Consider the following 18,264-nt stretch of genomic DNA (forward strand, 5'->3'; position numbering starts at 1 on the left):
GTTAACCATCTGTAAAATTTCTCGTGCCGGATAGTCGGATTTGGGTTAGTTTGCCCGTAGAAATTTCACACCAGCTTGCGGAAATCCGCGGGCATCAGAGGCGCTTGGCAGAATGCCCGTCAATCTCGGCGACAGCGGCGGCAGCTACACCCATACCTATGCCACCCTTGATTCGATCATCGGCGGCACCGGTGACGATGTCGTCGTCCTCGCCAACACCCATAGCAGCGGCAAGATCGATCTCGGCGGCGGCGAAGACAGCCTGACGCTGGCCAATGGCGGCAACCGCCTCACCATCACCAATATCGAAGCCGTCACCGGCGGTTCCGGCGCCGACCTGGTCACCTATACCCAGCCGATCAGTGCCGCCTCGGTCGATCTCGGCGGCGGCATGGACCGCCTTACGCTGGCCTCCGGCGGCAACACCGTCACCGTGGTCAATGTCGAAACCGTCGCGGCGGGACTTGGCACGGATATCGTCACGCTCGCGGCGCCCGCCACCAATGTCAGCGTCGATCTCGGCGGCGGCAGCGATACGCTGGTGCTGGCCGATGGCACCAACCGCATCACCGCCACCGGCGTCGAGAGCATCGTTGGTGGCACCGGCACCGACAAGGTAACGCTCGGCAACGGCTCCAATACCGTCACCTTCAGCAATGTCGAGAGCGTGCAGGGCGGCACCGGCGCCGATACCGTCACCTTCACCGACACGGTAGCCGATGTCACCATCGACCTGGGCGCCGGCACCGACAAGCTGGTGCTGCTGGATGGCGGCAACACCGTTACCATCGGCAATATCGAGACCGTCACCGGCGGCTCGGGCGATGACACCGTCGCGATCAATGTTTCGGCGGTGAATGTCAAGATCGACCTCGGCGATGGCGACGATACGGTGATCCTGAACGCCAACACCAATTCGATCACCATCACCAATGTGGAAACCATCACCGCCGGCAAGGGCGCGGATGCCGTCGCCTTCGGCAACACGCTGGATGGCACCACCATCGATCTTGGCCAGGGTATCGACAAGCTGACGCTGGCCAATGGCGGCAATACCGTCACGGTCACCAATGTCGAAACTATTCTCGGCGGCACCGGCAACGATACCGTTACGCTGGCCGGCACCAACGGCCATATGCGCATCGATCTCGGCGCCGGCACCGATGTGCTGGTGCTTGATGATGTGGAAAACACCATCACGCTTAGCAATGTCGAAACCCTGGTTGCCGGCAAGGGCAACGACAGCATCACCTTGCTGACCAAGCTGACCAACAGCACCATCGATCTTGGCGACGGCGCAGACCGCCTGATTCTCTCGGCCGGCGGCAACACGCTGACGGCGGCCAATATCGAAACCATCACCGGCGGCAGCGGCAATGATGTCGTCACCCTGGCGGAAACCCGCATCGGCACGCTGATCAATCTCGGCGTCGGTCTGGATCGCCTGACCATCGCCGATGGCGGCAACGAACTGACCCTGGCCAATATCGAAACCGTTACCGGCGGCAGCGGCGACGATTACATCGTGCTCAATCCCGGCGCCAGCAATGTCAATCTTGATCTGGGCGATGGCAGCGATACCCTGGTGCTGTCCTCGGGGATAAACAATGTCACGCTGAGCAATGTCGAATCGCTCAGCGGCGGCCTCGGCGCCGATAGCGTCACCTTCCTTACCACCCTGGTCAATCAGACCATCGACCTTTCCACCGGCGCCGACCGGCTGGTGCTGGCCAATGGTGGCAATGCCATCACGGTGGCGAATACCGAAACCGTGCTCGGCGGCAGCGGCGCGGACGAAGTCACCCTGGGCGGCGCCGCGGTAAACATGCGCGTCGATCTTGGCGCCGGCAACGATATCCTGGTGCTGTCGGATTTCGTCAACAACATCACCGCTACCAATGTCGAGACGCTGATCGCCGGCACGCTGGCTGATAGTGTCACGCTTGGCTCGCAGGTGACGGGCAGCACCATCGATCTGAACGATGGTCTGGATAAGCTGGTGCTGGCCAATGGCGGCAACACGCTGACGGCGGCGAATATCGAAACAGTGATCGGCGGCACCGGGGCCGATATCATCACCTTTGTCGCCGGCGTTACCGGTGTGCAGCTGCTGCTTGGCCTTGGCGCCGATAGCGTCACCCTGGCCGATGGCGGCAACAGTCTTACCATCGGCAATACCGAGACCGTTGCCGGCGGAGCGGGCGACGATACCGTCTACCTCGCTGCCATCAGCACCACCAGCAGCCTTGATCTTGGCGATGGCGCCGATGCGCTGATCCTGATCAGCGGCACCAATGCCGTCACGGCTGCCAATGCCGAGACCATCCAGGGTGGCTCTGGCGCCGATAGCGTCACCCTGCTCACCACGCTGGCCGGCACTGAATTCATCGATCTCGGCGGCGGCAGCGACAAGCTGGTGCTGGCCAATGGCGGCAATATCGCCACGATCGCCAATGCAGAGACCGTCACCGGCGGCTCGGGCGATGACTACATCACGCTCAGCGCCGCTGCCGTAAACTTGCGCATGGATCTGGGTGCGGGCAATGACAGCCTGACGCTGGCCAATGTCAACAACACGCTGTCGATCTCCAATGTCGAAACCCTGGTGGCCGGCACGGGCGATGATGCCGTCACCTTCGGCTCCACGATCAGCGATGCGGTGATCGATCTTGGCAAGGGCAGCGACAAGCTGGTGCTGGCCAATGGCAGCAACAGCCTCACCGCTACCAATATCGAAACCATCCTCGGCGGCACTGGCGCCGATAGCGTCACGCTGTCCGAGACCGTGAACGGTATCCAGGTCAATCTCGGCGTCGGGCTTGACAGCATCACCCTGGCCGATGGCGGCAACAGCCTCACCATCGGCAATACCGAAACCATTCTCGGCGGCACTGGCGATGATGTCATCTCACTGGGCGCCGCCGCTTCCGCCGCCGGCATCGATCTTGGCGATGGCGATGACACCATCATCCTCGGCACCGGCATCAACACGGTTACGCTGACCAATGTGGAATCGGTGGTCGGAGCCGCCGGAACCGATACCGTGGTGCTGAAAAGCGTGATGGCCAACGGCGAGAGTATCGATCTCGGCGCCGGTATCGACCGCCTGACCCTGGCGGATGGCGGCAATGCCGTGTCGCTGGCCAATATCGAAAGCGTCACCGGCGGCTCGGGCGATGATTTCGTCACACTCAGCGCCGCCGCCGCCGGCTACCGCATCGACCTTGGCGCCGGCACCGACAGCCTGACGCTCGGCAACTACGCCAACACCATCACGGTGTCGAATGTCGAATTGCTGACCGCCGGCAACCAGGCCGACCAGATCACCTTCGGCACCCGGCTTTCCGATGCCTATATCGATCTGGGCGCGGGCAGCGACAAGGCGGTGCTGGCCTCGGCCAACAACACCGTCACCTTCGCCAATGTCGAGGTTGTCATCGGCGGCACTGCCAGCGATGTTGTGACACTGGAAGGCGCCGTCACCAATGCCAGCGTCAACCTCGGTCTGGGTCAGGACAAGCTGACCCTGGCCAATGGCGTCAACAGCCTCACCATCGGCAATGTCGAAACCGTAATCGGCGGTGGCGATGCCGATACCGTCACGCTGGCCGCCGGTTCCACCGGCATGAGCCTGGATCTCGGCGATGGCGCCGATAGCATCATCTTCGCCGGTGGCACCAATACCGTCTCGCTCGCCAATGTCGAAACCATCACCGGTGGCGCCGGTGCGGATAGCATCACGCTGCTCACGCAATTGTCGGGCGACGAGGTGATCAATCTCGGTGCTGGTGCGGATCAGCTTAAATTGGCCGATGGCGGCAATGTACTCACCATCGCCAATGTCGAAACCCTGATCGGCGGCGCCGATGCGGATGATGTGACGCTTTCGGCGTCCACCGCCGCCCTGGTGGTGAATCTCGGTGCCGGCAATGACAGCCTGACGCTGGGCAATTTTGCCAACAACATCACGGTTTCGAATGTCGAGACCCTGACCGCCGGCAGTGGCGCCGATGTCATCACCTTCGCCAGCAAGCTCACCGATGCCACCATCGATCTGGGCGCCGGCAATGATCGCCTGACCCTGGCCGATGGCGGCAATACCGTCACCTTGGCGAATATCGAAACCGTGCAGGGCGGCAGCGGCGCCGATATCGTGTCCTTCTCCGATACGGTAAGCGGGGTCCTGGTCAATCTCGGTCTCGGGCTGGACAAGCTGATCCTGGTGGATGGCGACAACAGCCTCACGGTGACCAATGTCGAAACCATTACCGGCGGCAGCGGCAATGACAGCATCACGCTTGGCGTTGCGGCCACGGGTGTATCCATCGACCTCGGTGATGGCGACGATACCCTGCAGCTCGCCACCGGCGGCAATAACCTGACGCTTTCCAATATCGAGACCGTGACCGGCGCCAGCGGCGCCGATACAATAACACTGGCCACCACCATGGCGGCCGGCAGCAAGGTCGATCTTGGTACCGGCAGCGACAAGCTGGTGCTGGCCAGTGGCGGCAATGTGCTGCTGGTGGCCAATGTCGAGACCCTGCAGGGCGGCAGCGGTGATGATGACGTGACCCTGGCCAATGCCGCCAACGGCCTGCGCATCGACCTGGGCGCCGGCAACGACAGCCTGACGCTGGGCGATTTCGTCAATTCACTCACTGTCACCAATGTCGAAACGCTCACCGCCGGCAACGGTGCCGATACCGTCACCTTCGGCTCGAAACTGACCAATGGCAGCGTTGATCTGGCCGATGGCAACGACCGCCTGATCCTGGCCGATGGCGGCAACAGCCTTACGGTCACCAATATCGAAACCGTCACCGGCGGCAGTGGCGCCGATACGCTTTATCTCGACACCACGGTCAGCGGCATCCTGGTCAATCTGGCTGGTGGAACCGACAAGGTGGTGCTGGCGGCAGGCGATAACAGCCTGACCATTGCCAATACTGAAATCGTTGCCGGTGGCAGCGGCGATGATCATGTCACCCTGGCTGCCGCATCCACCAGCGTGACCATCGATCTGGGTGCCGGCGCCGATAGGCTGACCCTGATCTCGGGCAGCAATTTCGTTACCGTGTCGAATTTTGAAACCATCATCGGTGGCCGCGGCGCCGATACCGTCACGCTTGGCAGCGTGCTCACCGGCGATGAATTCATCGATCTTGGCGATGGCGTGGACAAGCTGATCCTGGCCAATGGCGACAATGTGCTGTCTGCCACCAATATTGAAATCCTGGTCGGCGGCAGCGGCTATGACATGATTACGCTCACCGCTGCTGCTACCGGCATGAATATCGATCTCGGTGCCGGCGAGGACAGCGTCACGCTTGGAGACTTCACCAATAATGTCACGCTGGCCAATGTCGAGCAGCTGTTTGCCGGCAGCGGCGACGATACCATCACCTTTGCCAGCCTGCTTACCGATGCCACCGTCGACCTCGGCGCCGGCAACGACAAGCTGACGCTCGCCAACGGCACCAACAGCCTCATTGTCACCAATGTCGAGACGGTGCAGGGCGGCAGCGGTGCGGATACGGTGTATTTCGCCGAGGGCGTTACCGGCGTGGTGGTCAATCTGGGTGCCGGCAGCGACGCTCTGGTGCTGACGGATCAGGATAACCAGATTACCGTCGGCAATGTCGAAAGCCTGCTGGCCGGTGCCGGTGCCGATAGCGTCACGCTGACGCCGATGGCCTCGCCCTACGCGGTCGATCTTGGTGCTGGCGCCGATATCCTGGTGCTGCCCACCGGCGGCAACACCATCACCATCGGCAATGTCGAAACCGTGGTCGGTGCCAGCGGCAATGACAGCGTGGTGTTCACCACCGGCTTCACCAATGGCGAAACGCTGGATCTTGCCGCAGGGCAGGACAAACTGGTGCTGGCCGATGGCGGCAACCAGGTGGCGATCGTGAATATCGAAACCGTGGTTGGCGGCAGCGGCAACGACATTGTTTCCTTCACCAATGCCGCCACCAATATCCGCGTCGATCTTGGCGATGGTGACGATACGTTGAAGCTCGGCAACTACACCAACAACGTCACTGTCGGCAATGTCGAATCGCTGGCTGGCGGCAGCGGTAATGACAGCATTACCTTCTTTACCCGCGCCGAGGGCGCGGTGATTGATCTGGGCGTTGGCGCCGACAAGCTGGTGCTGGCGGCAGGCAATAACCTGCTCACGGTCGCCAATGTCGAAACCATCACCAGTTCCAGCGGCGCCGACAGCGTCACGCTCACCGGCGCCACACCGCAGGCGGTGATCAATCTCGGCTCCGGCCAGGATACATTGCAGCTTGGCGATGGCGGCAGCAGCGTCACGGTGTCGAATGTCGAGACCATCCTCGGCGGCGTCGGTGCCGATACGGTCACGCTCAATTCCGGTGCCAGCGTTGCCCATATCGATCTTGGCGATGGCGCCGATACCGTGGTGCTGGTGGGCGGCAACAACAATGTCACCGTCAGCAATGTCGAGACCGTGCAGGGCAGTGGCGGCAACGACACCATCACATTGGCCGCCGGCGATATCGCCTCCACGGAAATCTATGCCGGCGACGGCGATGACGTGATCGTCGGCAGCGACGGTGAAAACCACATCTATGGCGGCATTGGCAACAACACTATGACCGGTGGCGCTTCCAGCGACATCTTCGTCTATGAAGGCGGTGCTGACCGCATCACCGATTTCAGCGGTGGTGCCGGCGATGGCGACCGCGTTGATCTCAATGCCATCGGCATCATGGATTTCAACGAGGTGCTGGCGGTGGCATCCCAGGTCGATACCAATGTCGTGCTGGATTTCGGCGGCGGCTTCACCGTCACCCTGGTCGGCCAGGTGCTGGAAGACCTGCAATCGGGCGACTTCATCTATTACAGCCCCTAAGGCGGCCGTCCGCGCAGTTTGTTCTTTTAATGTTCCGAAATTCTGCTATAGTGAATTTTAGTCCAAGTCTTTGATCATTCTAATCAATCTAGAATTATTATGGAAAATTTCGGCGACTTAAGGCGAAATAAGCCAAAATAAGAAGAAATAAGGAAAAATAAGCCGGCATAAGACCGGATAACGCGGAATAGGCTCAAAAAAACCGGAATACCGGATTTTCCGCTGTTTCAGAGTCGGCGCTCAACGCAGGCTCCCCTGGCTCTCAGCGCAGGCGCTCCCCAGGCTTCAGCGCAGGCGCTCGATGCTCGGCTCGCGGCTCGGGCTGTGCATTTCTTCCTGGGCCTGGGCGTAGAGCATGTCCGGGCTGCCGGCCATCACCGCATGGCGCAGCACGCCATGGCAGCCGGCCATGGCGAAGGCGGCGGCCTTTTTCATGGTTTTGCCGCGCAGCAGGCGAGCCAAGAACAGGGCAGCGAACAGATCTCCGGCGCCTTTCGGCGTTGTTGGCCCCAGATCGGGCACAGACAGCAGCCAGGCCCCGCCATCATCCACCGCCAGGGCCTCTATCCTGCCCTGGCCGCCATCGCGGCGGCCGAGCGAGGTGGCCACCACGATGCGCGGGCCGCTCGGATCCAGCCGGCTGCGCAGCGCATCCACGGCGGCGAGCGCCTGGGGCAGGGTTTCGGCCGGGCGGCTGGTGAGGAATTCCAGCTCGAAGCGGTTCGGCGTCGCCGAGGCGGCGTTGGGCAGCAATTCGTCGCGCAGCATCGCCGCCAGGCCGGGATCGACATAGAGCCCGGTATCGCTGTCGCCCAGCACCGGGTCGCAGAGCCAGTGGAAATTCACGCTGGCAGCCTTGGCCGCCAGCATGGCGCGGGCGGCGGCTTCGGCGATGGCCGGCCGGCCGAGCCAGCCGGTAATACCACCTTTCAGCCGGCCCCAATGCGGCAGGCTGGCGAGCGCGCCGGCCCAGGCATCAATCGCCGCCGGTTCGGTCAGCACCGGGGCGGGGCCGCCCTGGCCGGGATAGAGTTTGCCGGGATGGAAGGCCAGCACGGCGGTCGGGATCGCCAGCACCTCGAAGCCCTGGCGCTGCAGCGGCAGGGTGGCGGCGCTGTTGCCGACATGGCCATGGATCACCTGGCTCTGGATGGCGAGGATGGACACGCTGTTGGCTTTCTCTTTTTCCGTGCGGGCTCTTTTCCCGTGCAGGTCGTGCCGGAGCTTGCCACGGGAGGGCCGGCTATTATAGTGGCCGGCAATTATTTCGCAGTGCAGCATGGGGGATCGACGATGCAGGGCAGCCTTCCGGAAATCAGTGTCAGGCCGCGCCGTTCGGTGCTCTACATGCCGGGCTCCAATGCCCGCGCGCTGGACAAGGCCAAGACCCTGCCCGCCGATGGCCTGATCCTCGATCTGGAAGATGCCGTGGCACCCGATGCCAAGGCGGTGGCGCGCCAGCAGGTCTGCGATGCGGTGAAGGCTGGCGGTTATGGCGGCCGAGAACTGATCATCCGCACCAATGGGCTGGATACCCCTTGGGGGCTGGATGACTTGGCCGCTGCTGCCGCTGCCGGCCCCGATGCCGTGCTGCTGCCCAAGGTGGAAAACCCCGAACTGATCCAGCAGGCCGCCGATCTGCTGGTCAAGCATGGCGCGCCGCTGCGCACCCGGCTCTGGGCGATGATGGAGACGCCCAAGGGCATCCTGCATGCCGAGGCCATCGCGGCGTCGCATCCGCGTCTGGAATGCCTGGTCATGGGCACGTCCGATCTGGTGAAAGACCTGAATGCGCGCCATACCCCGCTGCGCCTGCCGGTTGCCGCTTCGCTGTCGCTCTGCCTGCTGGCGGCGCGCGCCTATGGCCTCGCCATTCTCGATGGCGTGAATCTCGATCTCGACGACGATGCCGGCTTCAAGGCTTCCTGCGAGCAGGGCCTGGAATATGGCTTCGACGGCAAGACGCTGATCCACCCGAAGCAGGTCGAGCCCTGCAACGCGGTATTCGCGCCCTCGGCGGCGGAAGTCGAGCGCGCGCACAGGATCATTGCCGCCTTCGAGGCTGCCACCGCCGAAGGCAAGGGCGTGGTGCTGGTGGATGGCAAGCTGATCGAGAATCTGCATGTGGCGCAGGCCAAGCGGCTCACGGCGCTAGCCGCCGCGATCAATTCGCTGCGCCAGGCATAAGCGTCGGGGAAGGGGTGGGAAACATGGCAAGCAAGACCAATATGGGCAATTTCCTTGAGGATTTCCGCCTCGACCAGGAAATCCGCCACGCCACGCCGCGCACCGTCGGCTGGGGCGATGTGGCACTCTATACCGCGCTCTATGGCAGCCGTTTCCCGGTGCCGTCCGCCGATAGTTTCTCGCGCAAGCTCGGCCTCAAGCGCGCCCCGGTGGATGATCTGCTCACCTTCCATGTCGTGTTCGGCAAGACCGTGCCCGATATCTCGCTCAACGCGGTGGCCAATCTCGGCTATGCCGAATGCCGCTGGCTCAGCCCGGTCTATCCCGGCGACTCGCTCTCGGCGGTCAGCCGCATCATCGGCATCAAGGAGAATTCCAACCGCAAGAGCGGTGTCGTCTATGTCCGCAGCCAGGGCTACAAGGACGGTGACGAACTGGTGCTCGATTATGTGCGCTGGGTGATGGTGCGCAAGCGTGATGAAAATGCCCCGCTGGCCGCCGAGCGCGTGCCGCAGCCGGCCAGTGCGGTGCGGGCCGACCAGCTGCGCATCCCCGCCGGCATGGATTTCACCCAGTATGACTGGACGCTGGCCGGCAGCCCGCATGGCTGGGAGGATTATGCCGTGGGCGAGAAGATCGACCATGTCGATGGCATGACCATCGAGGAGGCCGAGCATCAGCTTGCCACGCGGCTGTACCAGAACACCGCTAAGGTGCATTTCGACCAGTACCGCGCCAATCAGGCGAATAATGGGCAGGGCCGGCGCCTGATCTATGGCGGCCATATCATCTCGCTGGCCCGCTCGCTCAGTTTCAATGGCCTGGGCAACGGCGCTTTCGTCGCTGCCATCAATGGCGGGCGCCATGTCAATCCCACCCAGGCCGGCCACACTGTCTATGCCTGGTCGGAAATCCTCGACAAGGCCCGTGTCGATGGCCGTGGCGATGTCGGCGCGCTCCGGGTCCGCACCGTGGCACTCAAGGACCGGCCGGCCGAGGGCTTCCCGGACAAGGACGCCGAGGGCAAATACCTCGAAAACGTGGTTCTGGACCTCGATTACTGGGTGCTGATGCCGCGCAAATAGGCCGGCCGGCCCGATCCGCCTATTACCCTTGCGGCAGGCGGGGGGTGGGGAGTAAGAAGTCCCCGGAATCATTGACTAGACAGGGGTGGAATCTACAATCCTCCCCTAGCTTTCCGGGTGTTGGGCTGGCCGCCTCCTGTGGTCTCCCCGGCACGCGCCCCAGCACGAAGGCATGAAATGGCGAATATCGAACGACCGCTCTCTCCGCATCTGCAGGTCTACCGGTTGCCGATCACGGCGATCACCTCGATCCTGCACCGCATCACCGGTGTCGGCCTCGGCCTCGGCACCCTGCTGCTGGCCTGGTGGCTGATCGCCGCCGCCGCCGGCCCCAGCTATTTCGCCCTGGTGCAGGCGGTGCTCGGCTCCTGGCTCGGCCGCCTGATCATGCTCGGCTTCACCTGGGCGCTGTTCTACCACCTGTGCAATGGCATCCGGCATCTCGCCTGGGACCTCGGCCATGGCTACGAGAAGGCGGTTGCCGCCCGCTCGGCCTGGATCGTGATCATCGCCTCCGTGGCGCTGACCCTGCTGGCCTGGATCCTGGCCTACGCCTGGAAGTGAGGAGCGCGCCATGAGCAACAACAACAAGTCCATGCGCAGTCCGCTCAAGAGCGTGCGCGGCCTCGGTTCGGCCAAGGAAGGCGTGCAGCATTGGTGGCTGCAGCGGGTTACCGCCGTGGCCCTGGTGCCGCTGGTGCTGATCCTCGCCGTCGTGGTCCTCAAGCTCGGTACGGCGGATCATGCCGCCGTTGCCGCCGCCTTCAAGCACCCGCTGCTGGCGGTGGTTGCCCTGCTCGGCGTCCTGGCGGTGTTCTGGCATCTCAAGCTCGGCCTGCAGGTGGTGATCGAAGATTACATCCACACCGAAGGCACCAAGCTGCTGGTTCAGCTTGGCACCACCTTCGCCGTGTTCCTGGTCGGCGCGCTTTCCGCGCTGTCGATCCTGAAGCTGTTTTTCGGAGCCTGAGCCATGCCCGCCTCGTATAACGTCACCGAACATTTCTACGATGTGGTGGTGGTCGGCGCCGGCGGCGCCGGTCTGCGCGCCACCATGGGCCTGGCTGCTGCCGGCCTCAAGACCGCTTGCATCTCCAAGGTCTTTCCCACCCGCAGCCACACCGTGGCGGCACAGGGCGGCATCTCCGCCGCGCTTGGCAATATGGGCGAGGATAACTGGCGCTGGCATATGTACGACACCGTGAAGGGGTCGGACTGGCTCGGCGACCAGGATGCCATCGAATACATGTGCCGCGAGGCCGTCCCCGCCGTGATCGAGCTGGAGCATTTCGGCGTGCCGTTCTCGCGCACCGAGGAAGGCAAGATCTACCAGCGCGCCTTCGGCGGCATGACCCGGGAATACGGCAAGGGCCCGGCGCAGCGTACCTGCGCGGCGGCCGACCGCACCGGCCATGCCATCCTGCACACGCTGTATCAGCAGTCGCTGAAGTATGACACCGAGTTCTTCATCGAGTATTTCGCCCTTGACCTGATCATGGACGATGAAGGTGCCTGCCGTGGCGTGATGGCGTGGAATCTGGCCGATGGCTCGATGCACCGCTTCCGCGCCCATACGGTGGTGCTGGCCACCGGCGGCTATGGCCGCGCCTATTTCTCCTGCACCTCGGCCCATACCTGCACTGGCGACGGCGGCGGCATGGTGCTGCGCGCCGGCCTGCCGCTCCAGGACATGGAATTCGTGCAGTTCCACCCCACCGGCATCTACGGCTCCGGCTGCCTGATCACCGAGGGTGCGCGTGGCGAAGGCGGCTATCTGGTGAATTCCGCCGGCGAGCGTTTCATGGAACGCTATGCACCGTCCGCCAAGGACCTCGCCTCGCGCGACGTTGTCAGCCGCGCCATGACCATGGAAATCCGCGAGGGCCGTGGCGTCGGCAAGAACAAGGACCACATCTTCCTGCATCTCGATCATCTTGATCCGAAGGTGCTGGAAGACCGCCTGCCCGGCATCTCGGAAAGCGCCAAGATCTTCGCTGGCGTGGATGTGACCAAGCAGCCGATCCCGGTGCTGCCCACCGTGCATTACAACATGGGTGGCATCCCGACCAATTATCATGGCGAAGTGCTGACCCTGAAGGATGGCAACCCGGATACCGTGGTACCCGGCCTGATGGCGATTGGCGAAGCCGCTTGCGTGTCGGTGCATGGCGCCAACCGCCTCGGCTCCAATTCGCTGATCGATCTCGTGGTGTTCGGCCGCGCTGCCGGCATCCGCGCCGCCAAGGTGGTGGACAAGGGCGCCAAGCATCGCGACATCAAGAATGCCGGCGATGATGCGCTGGCCCGCTTCGATCACTTCCGCCATGCCAAGGGCGCTACGCCGACCGCGGTGATCCGCGACAAGATGCAGCGCACGATGCAGAATAACTGCGCCGTGTACCGTACCGGCGACGTGCTGGAAGAAGGCGTGAAGCTGATCGATGACGTGAACCGCCAGATGCCGGACATCGCCGTCAGCGACCGTGGCCTGATCTGGAATTCCGATCTGGTGGAAACCCTGGAGCTGGACAACCTGATCGGCCAGGCGGTGGTGACCATGCATGGTGCCGCCAACCGCAAGGAAAGCCGTGGCGCCCATGCCCGCGAGGATTACGCGGATCGCGACGATGAAAACTGGATGAAGCACACGCTGAGCTGGATGGACAGCAAGGGTAAGGTGAACATCGACTTCCGGCCGGTGCATACCTACACGCTGACCAACGAGATCCAGTATATCGAACCCAAGAAGCGCGTTTACTGAAGGGCCGCCCCAAATGGTTGCTTTCACTCTGCCGACCAAATCCCGCGTCACCCAAGGCAAGACGCATCCCGCCCCCAAGAGCGAGGGCAATCACGAGCAGCGCCTGCGGACCTTCAAGGTCTATCGCTGGAATCCCGATGACGGCCAGAATCCGCGTGTCGACACCTACACTGTCGATATGAACGATTGCGGCCCGATGGTTCTGGACGCGCTGATCAAGATCAAGAACGAGGTCGATCCGTCGCTCACCTTCCGCCGCTCCTGCCGCGAAGGTGTGTGCGGTTCCTGCGCCATGAATATCGATGGCCGCAACACGCTGGCCTGCACCAAAGCCTGCGAGGAAGTGGAGGGCGAGGTGAAGATTTACCCGCTGCCGCATATGCCGGTGGTGAAGGATCTGGTGCCCGACCTCACCAACTTCTACGCACAGTATGCCTCGATCAAGCCGTGGCTGCAGTCCGCGAGCCCCGCACCGGCGCGCGAGCGCCTGCAATCGGCCGAGGACCGCAAGAAGCTGGATGGTCTCTATGAGTGCATCCTCTGCGCCTGCTGCTCCACCTCCTGCCCGAGCTATTGGTGGAATTCCGACCGCTATCTCGGCCCGGCCGTTCTGCTGCAGGCGCATCGCTGGATCGTCGACAGCCGTGATGAGATGACCGGCGAACGCCTCGATAATCTGGAAGATCCGTTCCGGCTCTACCGGTGCCATACCATCATGAATTGCACCGATACCTGCCCCAAGGGCCTGAATCCGGCCAAGGCAATCGGTGAAATCAAACAGAAGATGGTGGAGCGCCGGGGCTGAAGCACGGGTTTTGCACGTAATCAGGTAGGGTGACCGGGCGGGAGCAACCATAAGGGTGGGCGCTGCTGCTTTGGTCACATTTGGGTTTATTTTTGCTGCGGCGCCCCATACCACAGCGTAATATGGTGTCACAGCAAGCGTTGACGTTGGTATGCCGAATCTTCTGAAAGATGCTCCCCGACAGCTGGCTAAGATGAGCCAGGAACGCCTCCGTGAGGTGATGCGGGAGCATGAGGCACATCTGGCGGGACGCAGCGATGCCAAGCCGGCGAAGCTCTCCTATACCGATCTGTCCGACGCCGACCTTTCCGGTGCCAATCTCGCCCAGGCCGATCTGACCGGCGCGCGGTTGCATCGCGCCCGGCTCGATGGCACGCGGTTGTCGCTTTCCAAATGTGCCGGTTCCGATTTCCGCAATGCAACACTTGATGGCGCCGATCTGCGCTGGGCCGATCTGCGCGGTGCCTGCCTGCGTGCCGCTGGCCTGAATGATGCCAATTTCGCCGAGATCGATGGTGGCGACGCGGTGGCGCCGGTCTATGATTCCGAAGGCCGCCTTACCGATGCCTCGGCGCAACGCCGCCCGCTCGATCTTTCCGGCGCCTCGGCGCAGCGTGCTGATCTGGCCGGTGCCAGCCTGGGCAAGGCTTTCGCGCTGCATGCTGATTTCGCCGATGCCAATCTCGGCAAGGCCGATCTTGCCGGTGCCGATCTGCGCAAGGCGCAGCTTGTTTCGGCGCGGCTGAATGAAGCCAATCTCGCCGGTTCCGATTTCAGTGGCGCCAATCTATCTGGTGCCAACCTGGCTGGTGCCTCGGTGGATGGCGCCAATTTCACCGGTGCCGACATGCGTGGCGCCATCCTGGATCAGGCGATGCGCAGCCTGCCGGAATTCGCCGAAGCGGTGTTCGCCGCCGTGTCGCGCCACGGCCGCGAGCAATTGTCGGCGCTGCTGGAACGCCATGCCGCCTGGGTGATGAGCGAAGGCCGCGAGGGCGAGCGGGCCGATCTCTCCGATTTCGATTTCCGTGGCATGAACCTTTCCGGCGTCAACCTGATGGGTGCGCTGCTGGAGCGTGCCTGCTTTGCTGAAACTTTGCTGGCCAGCGCCAATCTGGCCCTGGCCCGGTTGAATTTCGCCGATCTGCGCAAGGCCGATCTGCGCAAGGCCAATCTGCGCGGTGCGAACTTGAGCCGCGCGGTGCTGGATGGCGCCGATATGTCCCCGTCGAATCTCTCGGCGATCCGCGATGAGGCCCGTGCCGGCCGCGTTGCCCGCACCAACTTGAGCGCCGCCAAGCTGAAGCAGGTGAAACTGATTGGTGCCAATCTGTCCGGCGTCAGCCTGGTGGGTGCCGATCTGCGCGATGCCGATCTGACCCAGGCCAATCTCACCGGTGCCGACCTGACCGATGGCCGTTTCACCGGCGCCAAGCTTTCCGACACGATGCTGAACGATGCCCGCACCGAAGGCGCGCGTGATCTTTTGCTGCCGAACTAATCCGTTTTTTAAGCTGTGATGTGGCGTTGGGCGCGGTAATCGTCGCTCTGCATCTCGTTCAGGCGGCTGACGCAGCGCTGGAATTCAAAAGCGCCATCCCCGCTCGGATACAGTGTTTCCGGCGGCGCCGCAGCCGAGGCGATCAACTTCACTTTGGCTTCATAGAGCGCATCGACCAGCGTCACGAAACGCTTGGCCTCGTTGCGCTTGTCCGGCCCCAATTCCGGGATACCGCCCAGGATCACCGAATGAAAACCGCGCGCGATGGCGAGGAAGTCCGCCGGCCCGAGCGGGCTTTCGCATAATTCGGCAAAGCTGAACCAGGCGACACCGCGCGCCTGGCGCGGCACATGCAGCTTGCGGCCGAGCAATTCGATATCCGCCGGCTCGCCGGCATCGTCATCGGTCAGCAGTGCGAAGGCGCGCGCCAGGGCGGCATCGGATGCAGCACCCAGCGGGCTATGCCACACTTTGGCGCCGGAAAGCCGTTGCAGCCGGTAATCGCGCGCGGCGGCAAGCTGCAGCACGTCCAGCTTTTCCTTGAACAAGGCGATGAAGGGCGTGAAAAGCGGCCGGTTGAGGCCGTTGAGATAGAGGTCATCCGGCGCGCGGTTGGATGTCGCCACCACCACCACGCCACGGTCGAACAGCTTCTGAAACAGCCGACCCAGGATCATGGCGTCGGCCACATCGCTGACCTGCAATTCATCGAAACAGAGCAGCCAAGCCTGCTCGGCGATGGCCTTGGCTACCGGCTTGATCGGATCGTCGCCGCCCTTTTTCTTCTCGGGCGTGTCTTCCGGCAGATTGCGGTAACGAAAGATCGCGGCATGCACTTCCTGCATGAAGGCGTGGAAATGCACCCGGCGTTTCTTCGCCACCGGCGCCGTGGCAAAGAACAGATCCATCAGCATGGATTTGCCGCGCCCGACTTCGCCGAAGATGTAGAGGCCCTGGGGTGCCGGCTCGCGCTTGCGGCCGAAGCTCAGGCGTTGCAGCCAGCCTTCATCACCCTGGCCGGGTGTGTAATGCGCCAACCGGCGGCTCAGCAGTTCAAGCTTCTCGGCGGCAAGCTCCTGCGCCTCGTCACCCTGCAATTCGCCCGCCGCCAGCTTGGCGCGGTAAGTCTCCAACGGTCCCATGCTCAGGACCTAGCAACGAAGAGGCCCGGCATCAAGGCTCGCCCAGCACGGCGCGCGCCTGCACCATCACGCGGCTGATAATCGCGGCTACAGGCTCGGCCCGTGTCATGGCGGCGGCCTGTCCGGCCCATAGCGAGAGATAACCGGCCTCGCCCTGGCGCGCTGCCGCCTGGCGCATTGGCCGGCTCCAGGCATTGGGGATCGGGTAATCCGGGATGATGTCCTCGCGGCCTTCCAGGCGTTCCAGGAAATCATTGCGCAGGCCGCGTGCCGGGCGGCCGGAAAAGGCCCGGGTGATGGTGGTTTCGGTCTGTGCCGGGCTGCCCAGTACTGCGCGGTAGGCGGCGCTGGCGCCGCTTTCCGGCGACAATAGAAACGCCGTGCCCAGGGCTGCGGCGCTGGCGCCCAGGCAGAGGGCGGCGGCCACGCCACGGCCATCACCGATGCCGCCCGCCGCCAGCACCGGCAGGCCGGTGGCATCAACAATCTGCGGCACCAGGGCCATGGTGCCGATCATCGACTGGCCAAATGGCTTGAGGAAACTGCCGCGATGGCCGCCGGCTTCCGAGCCCTGTGCAATGATGGCGTCTGCGCCGCGCTGCTTCAGTACCAGGGCTTCCGCCACGGTCGTCGCGGTGCCGATCACATAGACATTGCGCTGATGCAGCGCGTTCACCAGTTCCGCATCCGGCGCACCGAAGGTGGAACTGAAAACCGGCGGCGCTTCCTCCAGCACCACCTGCATCTGCGCCTCGAAGCTTTCCTCGATCTGTGCCGGCGGCTGCGGTGGCTCCAGGCCGAGTGCCTGATGTGCCCGCGCGATCTCGGCGGCATAGGCGGCTTCGCGTGCCGGATCGCGGCCCCAGGGCACGGGGATGAACAGGTTCACCGCGAAGCTGCGGCTGGTGCCGGCACGCATGGCGCGAATCGACTCGCGCAGCTTGGCCGGCGGGAAATACGCCGCGCCGAGCGAACCAAGAGCGCCTGCCTTGCTGGCTTCCAGGCTGAGCGGCACGGTGGAGGTTTCGCCGGCCATCGGTGCCTGCACCAGAGGGTGATCGAGGCCGAGGCGACGCGTGAAAGCATTGGCAAACAGCATGACATTCCTCCTGCTGCCGGCGGGGCGAGACGTTTCCCGGCAGTCTGGACCCGATGATGGGGCGGCGCCAGCGGAAATCAGCCGTCTTATGGTAATTAAAATATTATTCTAGAAAAATATTCTAAATGGCATATAGTCCGGCCATGGCCAAATCCGCTCTTGCCCTTCGACCGAAACCTCTGCCCAAGGCGCTGCCGAAGCCACCGCGCGGCGAAATCACGCGCGGGCGTATTCTCGCCGCGGCCCTTGGCTGTTTCTCGCGCCATGGTCTGCAAGGCACCACCATCGAGATGATCCGCGAAGCTGCGGGCGCCAGCACGGGCAGCATCTATCACTTCTTCGGCGACCGCGAAGGCATCGCCGCCGCGCTCTATGCCGATTGCCTGACGGCCTCACGCGAAGCCTTGCTTGCGGCATTGGCCAAGACTCGCGGCGATGCCGCCGGCCTGATCCGCGCCTGTGTTACCGGGCATATCGGCTGGGCGACGCAGCATCGCGCCGAGGCAGCGTTTCTCGCCACCGCGCGCCGCGCCGGTGCGCTGGCCAAGGCGGATGCCGATATCCGCGCCGGCACGCGCGCCTTCCATGGCCAGCTTGGCGTGCTGTTCCGCCAGGCCCAGGGTGCGGCTTTGCTCACCCAGATGCCGGCGGAAATCCTGCTGGCACAATTGATCGGTCCGGCACAGCTCTGGCTGCGGCTTTGGCTCGATGGCCAGGCCAAGGAAACACCGGCCCAGGCGATCCAGCATCTCGGCGACCTCGCGGTTGCCGCCCTCACCATGCCCAGGAGCAAATGAC

General features: G+C 63.3%; 12 protein-coding genes. 9 read left to right on the forward strand and 3 right to left on the reverse strand.

The window, feature by feature from the left end:
* Nucleotides 1–112: 112 nt before the first annotated feature.
* The gene (locus tag ACQY7X_RS10530; RefSeq protein ID WP_428249870.1) at nucleotides 113–6,886 is read left to right on the forward strand and encodes a hypothetical protein; all 6,774 of its coding nucleotides are present in this window, start codon (nucleotides 113–115) and stop codon (nucleotides 6,884–6,886) included.
* 285 nt (nucleotides 6,887–7,171) lie between these two features.
* Here the strand turns inward: ACQY7X_RS10530 and pdxY are convergent, their stop codons facing one another.
* Nucleotides 7,172–8,053, reverse strand: a complete 882-nt coding sequence (pdxY, locus tag ACQY7X_RS10535) for a pyridoxal kinase (protein ID WP_428249871.1) — start codon at nucleotides 8,051–8,053, stop codon at nucleotides 7,172–7,174.
* Nucleotides 8,054–8,179: 126 nt separating this feature from the next.
* On the opposite strand from pdxY, the gene ACQY7X_RS10540 reads away from it, so the two are divergent.
* The 7 genes from ACQY7X_RS10540 (at nucleotide 8,180) to ACQY7X_RS10570 (ending at nucleotide 15,225) form a co-directional block, all read left to right on the forward strand.
* The gene (locus ACQY7X_RS10540) at nucleotides 8,180–9,073 is read left to right on the forward strand and encodes an HpcH/HpaI aldolase/citrate lyase family protein (protein ID WP_428249872.1); all 894 of its coding nucleotides are present in this window, start codon (nucleotides 8,180–8,182) and stop codon (nucleotides 9,071–9,073) included.
* A 23-nt stretch (nucleotides 9,074–9,096) separates the two neighbouring features.
* Nucleotides 9,097–10,158 carry a MaoC family dehydratase gene (locus tag ACQY7X_RS10545; protein WP_428249873.1) on the forward strand — a complete coding sequence of 354 codons (1,062 nt, stop codon included), beginning with the start codon at nucleotides 9,097–9,099 and terminating at the stop codon, nucleotides 10,156–10,158.
* Nucleotides 10,159–10,335: 177 nt separating this feature from the next.
* Nucleotides 10,336–10,722, forward strand: a complete 387-nt coding sequence (sdhC, locus tag ACQY7X_RS10550; RefSeq protein ID WP_428249874.1) for a succinate dehydrogenase, cytochrome b556 subunit — start codon at nucleotides 10,336–10,338, stop codon at nucleotides 10,720–10,722.
* A 10-nt stretch (nucleotides 10,723–10,732) separates the two neighbouring features.
* Entirely contained in the window at nucleotides 10,733–11,128 is a 396-nt protein-coding gene (sdhD, locus tag ACQY7X_RS10555) for a succinate dehydrogenase, hydrophobic membrane anchor protein (RefSeq protein WP_428249875.1), read from the forward strand.
* A 3-nt stretch (nucleotides 11,129–11,131) separates the two neighbouring features.
* On the forward strand, nucleotides 11,132–12,919 hold the full coding sequence (sdhA, locus tag ACQY7X_RS10560) for a succinate dehydrogenase flavoprotein subunit (protein WP_428249876.1): 1,788 nt from the start codon (nucleotides 11,132–11,134) through the stop codon (nucleotides 12,917–12,919).
* Nucleotides 12,920–12,932: 13 nt separating this feature from the next.
* Nucleotides 12,933–13,724, forward strand: a complete 792-nt coding sequence (locus ACQY7X_RS10565; RefSeq protein WP_428249877.1) for a succinate dehydrogenase iron-sulfur subunit — start codon at nucleotides 12,933–12,935, stop codon at nucleotides 13,722–13,724.
* 193 nt (nucleotides 13,725–13,917) lie between these two features.
* A complete protein-coding gene (locus ACQY7X_RS10570; RefSeq protein WP_428249878.1) occupies nucleotides 13,918–15,225 on the forward strand; it encodes a pentapeptide repeat-containing protein in 1,308 nt (435 codons plus the stop codon).
* Nucleotides 15,226–15,233: 8 nt separating this feature from the next.
* Here the strand turns inward: ACQY7X_RS10570 and zapE are convergent, their stop codons facing one another.
* Both zapE and ACQY7X_RS10580 read right to left on the reverse strand, forming a co-directional pair.
* Nucleotides 15,234–16,367 carry a cell division protein ZapE gene (gene zapE / locus ACQY7X_RS10575; RefSeq protein WP_428249879.1) on the reverse strand — a complete coding sequence of 378 codons (1,134 nt, stop codon included), beginning with the start codon at nucleotides 16,365–16,367 and terminating at the stop codon, nucleotides 15,234–15,236.
* 31 nt (nucleotides 16,368–16,398) lie between these two features.
* Nucleotides 16,399–17,466 (reverse strand): NAD(P)H-dependent flavin oxidoreductase, encoded by a 1,068-nt coding sequence (locus ACQY7X_RS10580; protein ID WP_428249880.1) that lies wholly within the window; start codon nucleotides 17,464–17,466, stop codon nucleotides 16,399–16,401.
* A gap of 125 nt (nucleotides 17,467–17,591) precedes the next feature.
* On the opposite strand from ACQY7X_RS10580, the gene ACQY7X_RS10585 reads away from it, so the two are divergent.
* A complete protein-coding gene (locus ACQY7X_RS10585) occupies nucleotides 17,592–18,263 on the forward strand; it encodes a TetR/AcrR family transcriptional regulator (protein WP_428249881.1) in 672 nt (223 codons plus the stop codon).
* Nucleotide 18,264 lies beyond the last annotated feature (1 nt).

Origin of the sequence: Ferrovibrio sp. (assembly GCF_965278975.1) — a bacterium.
In the GTDB taxonomy this organism is placed as follows: Bacteria; Pseudomonadota; Alphaproteobacteria; order Ferrovibrionales; family Ferrovibrionaceae; genus Ferrovibrio.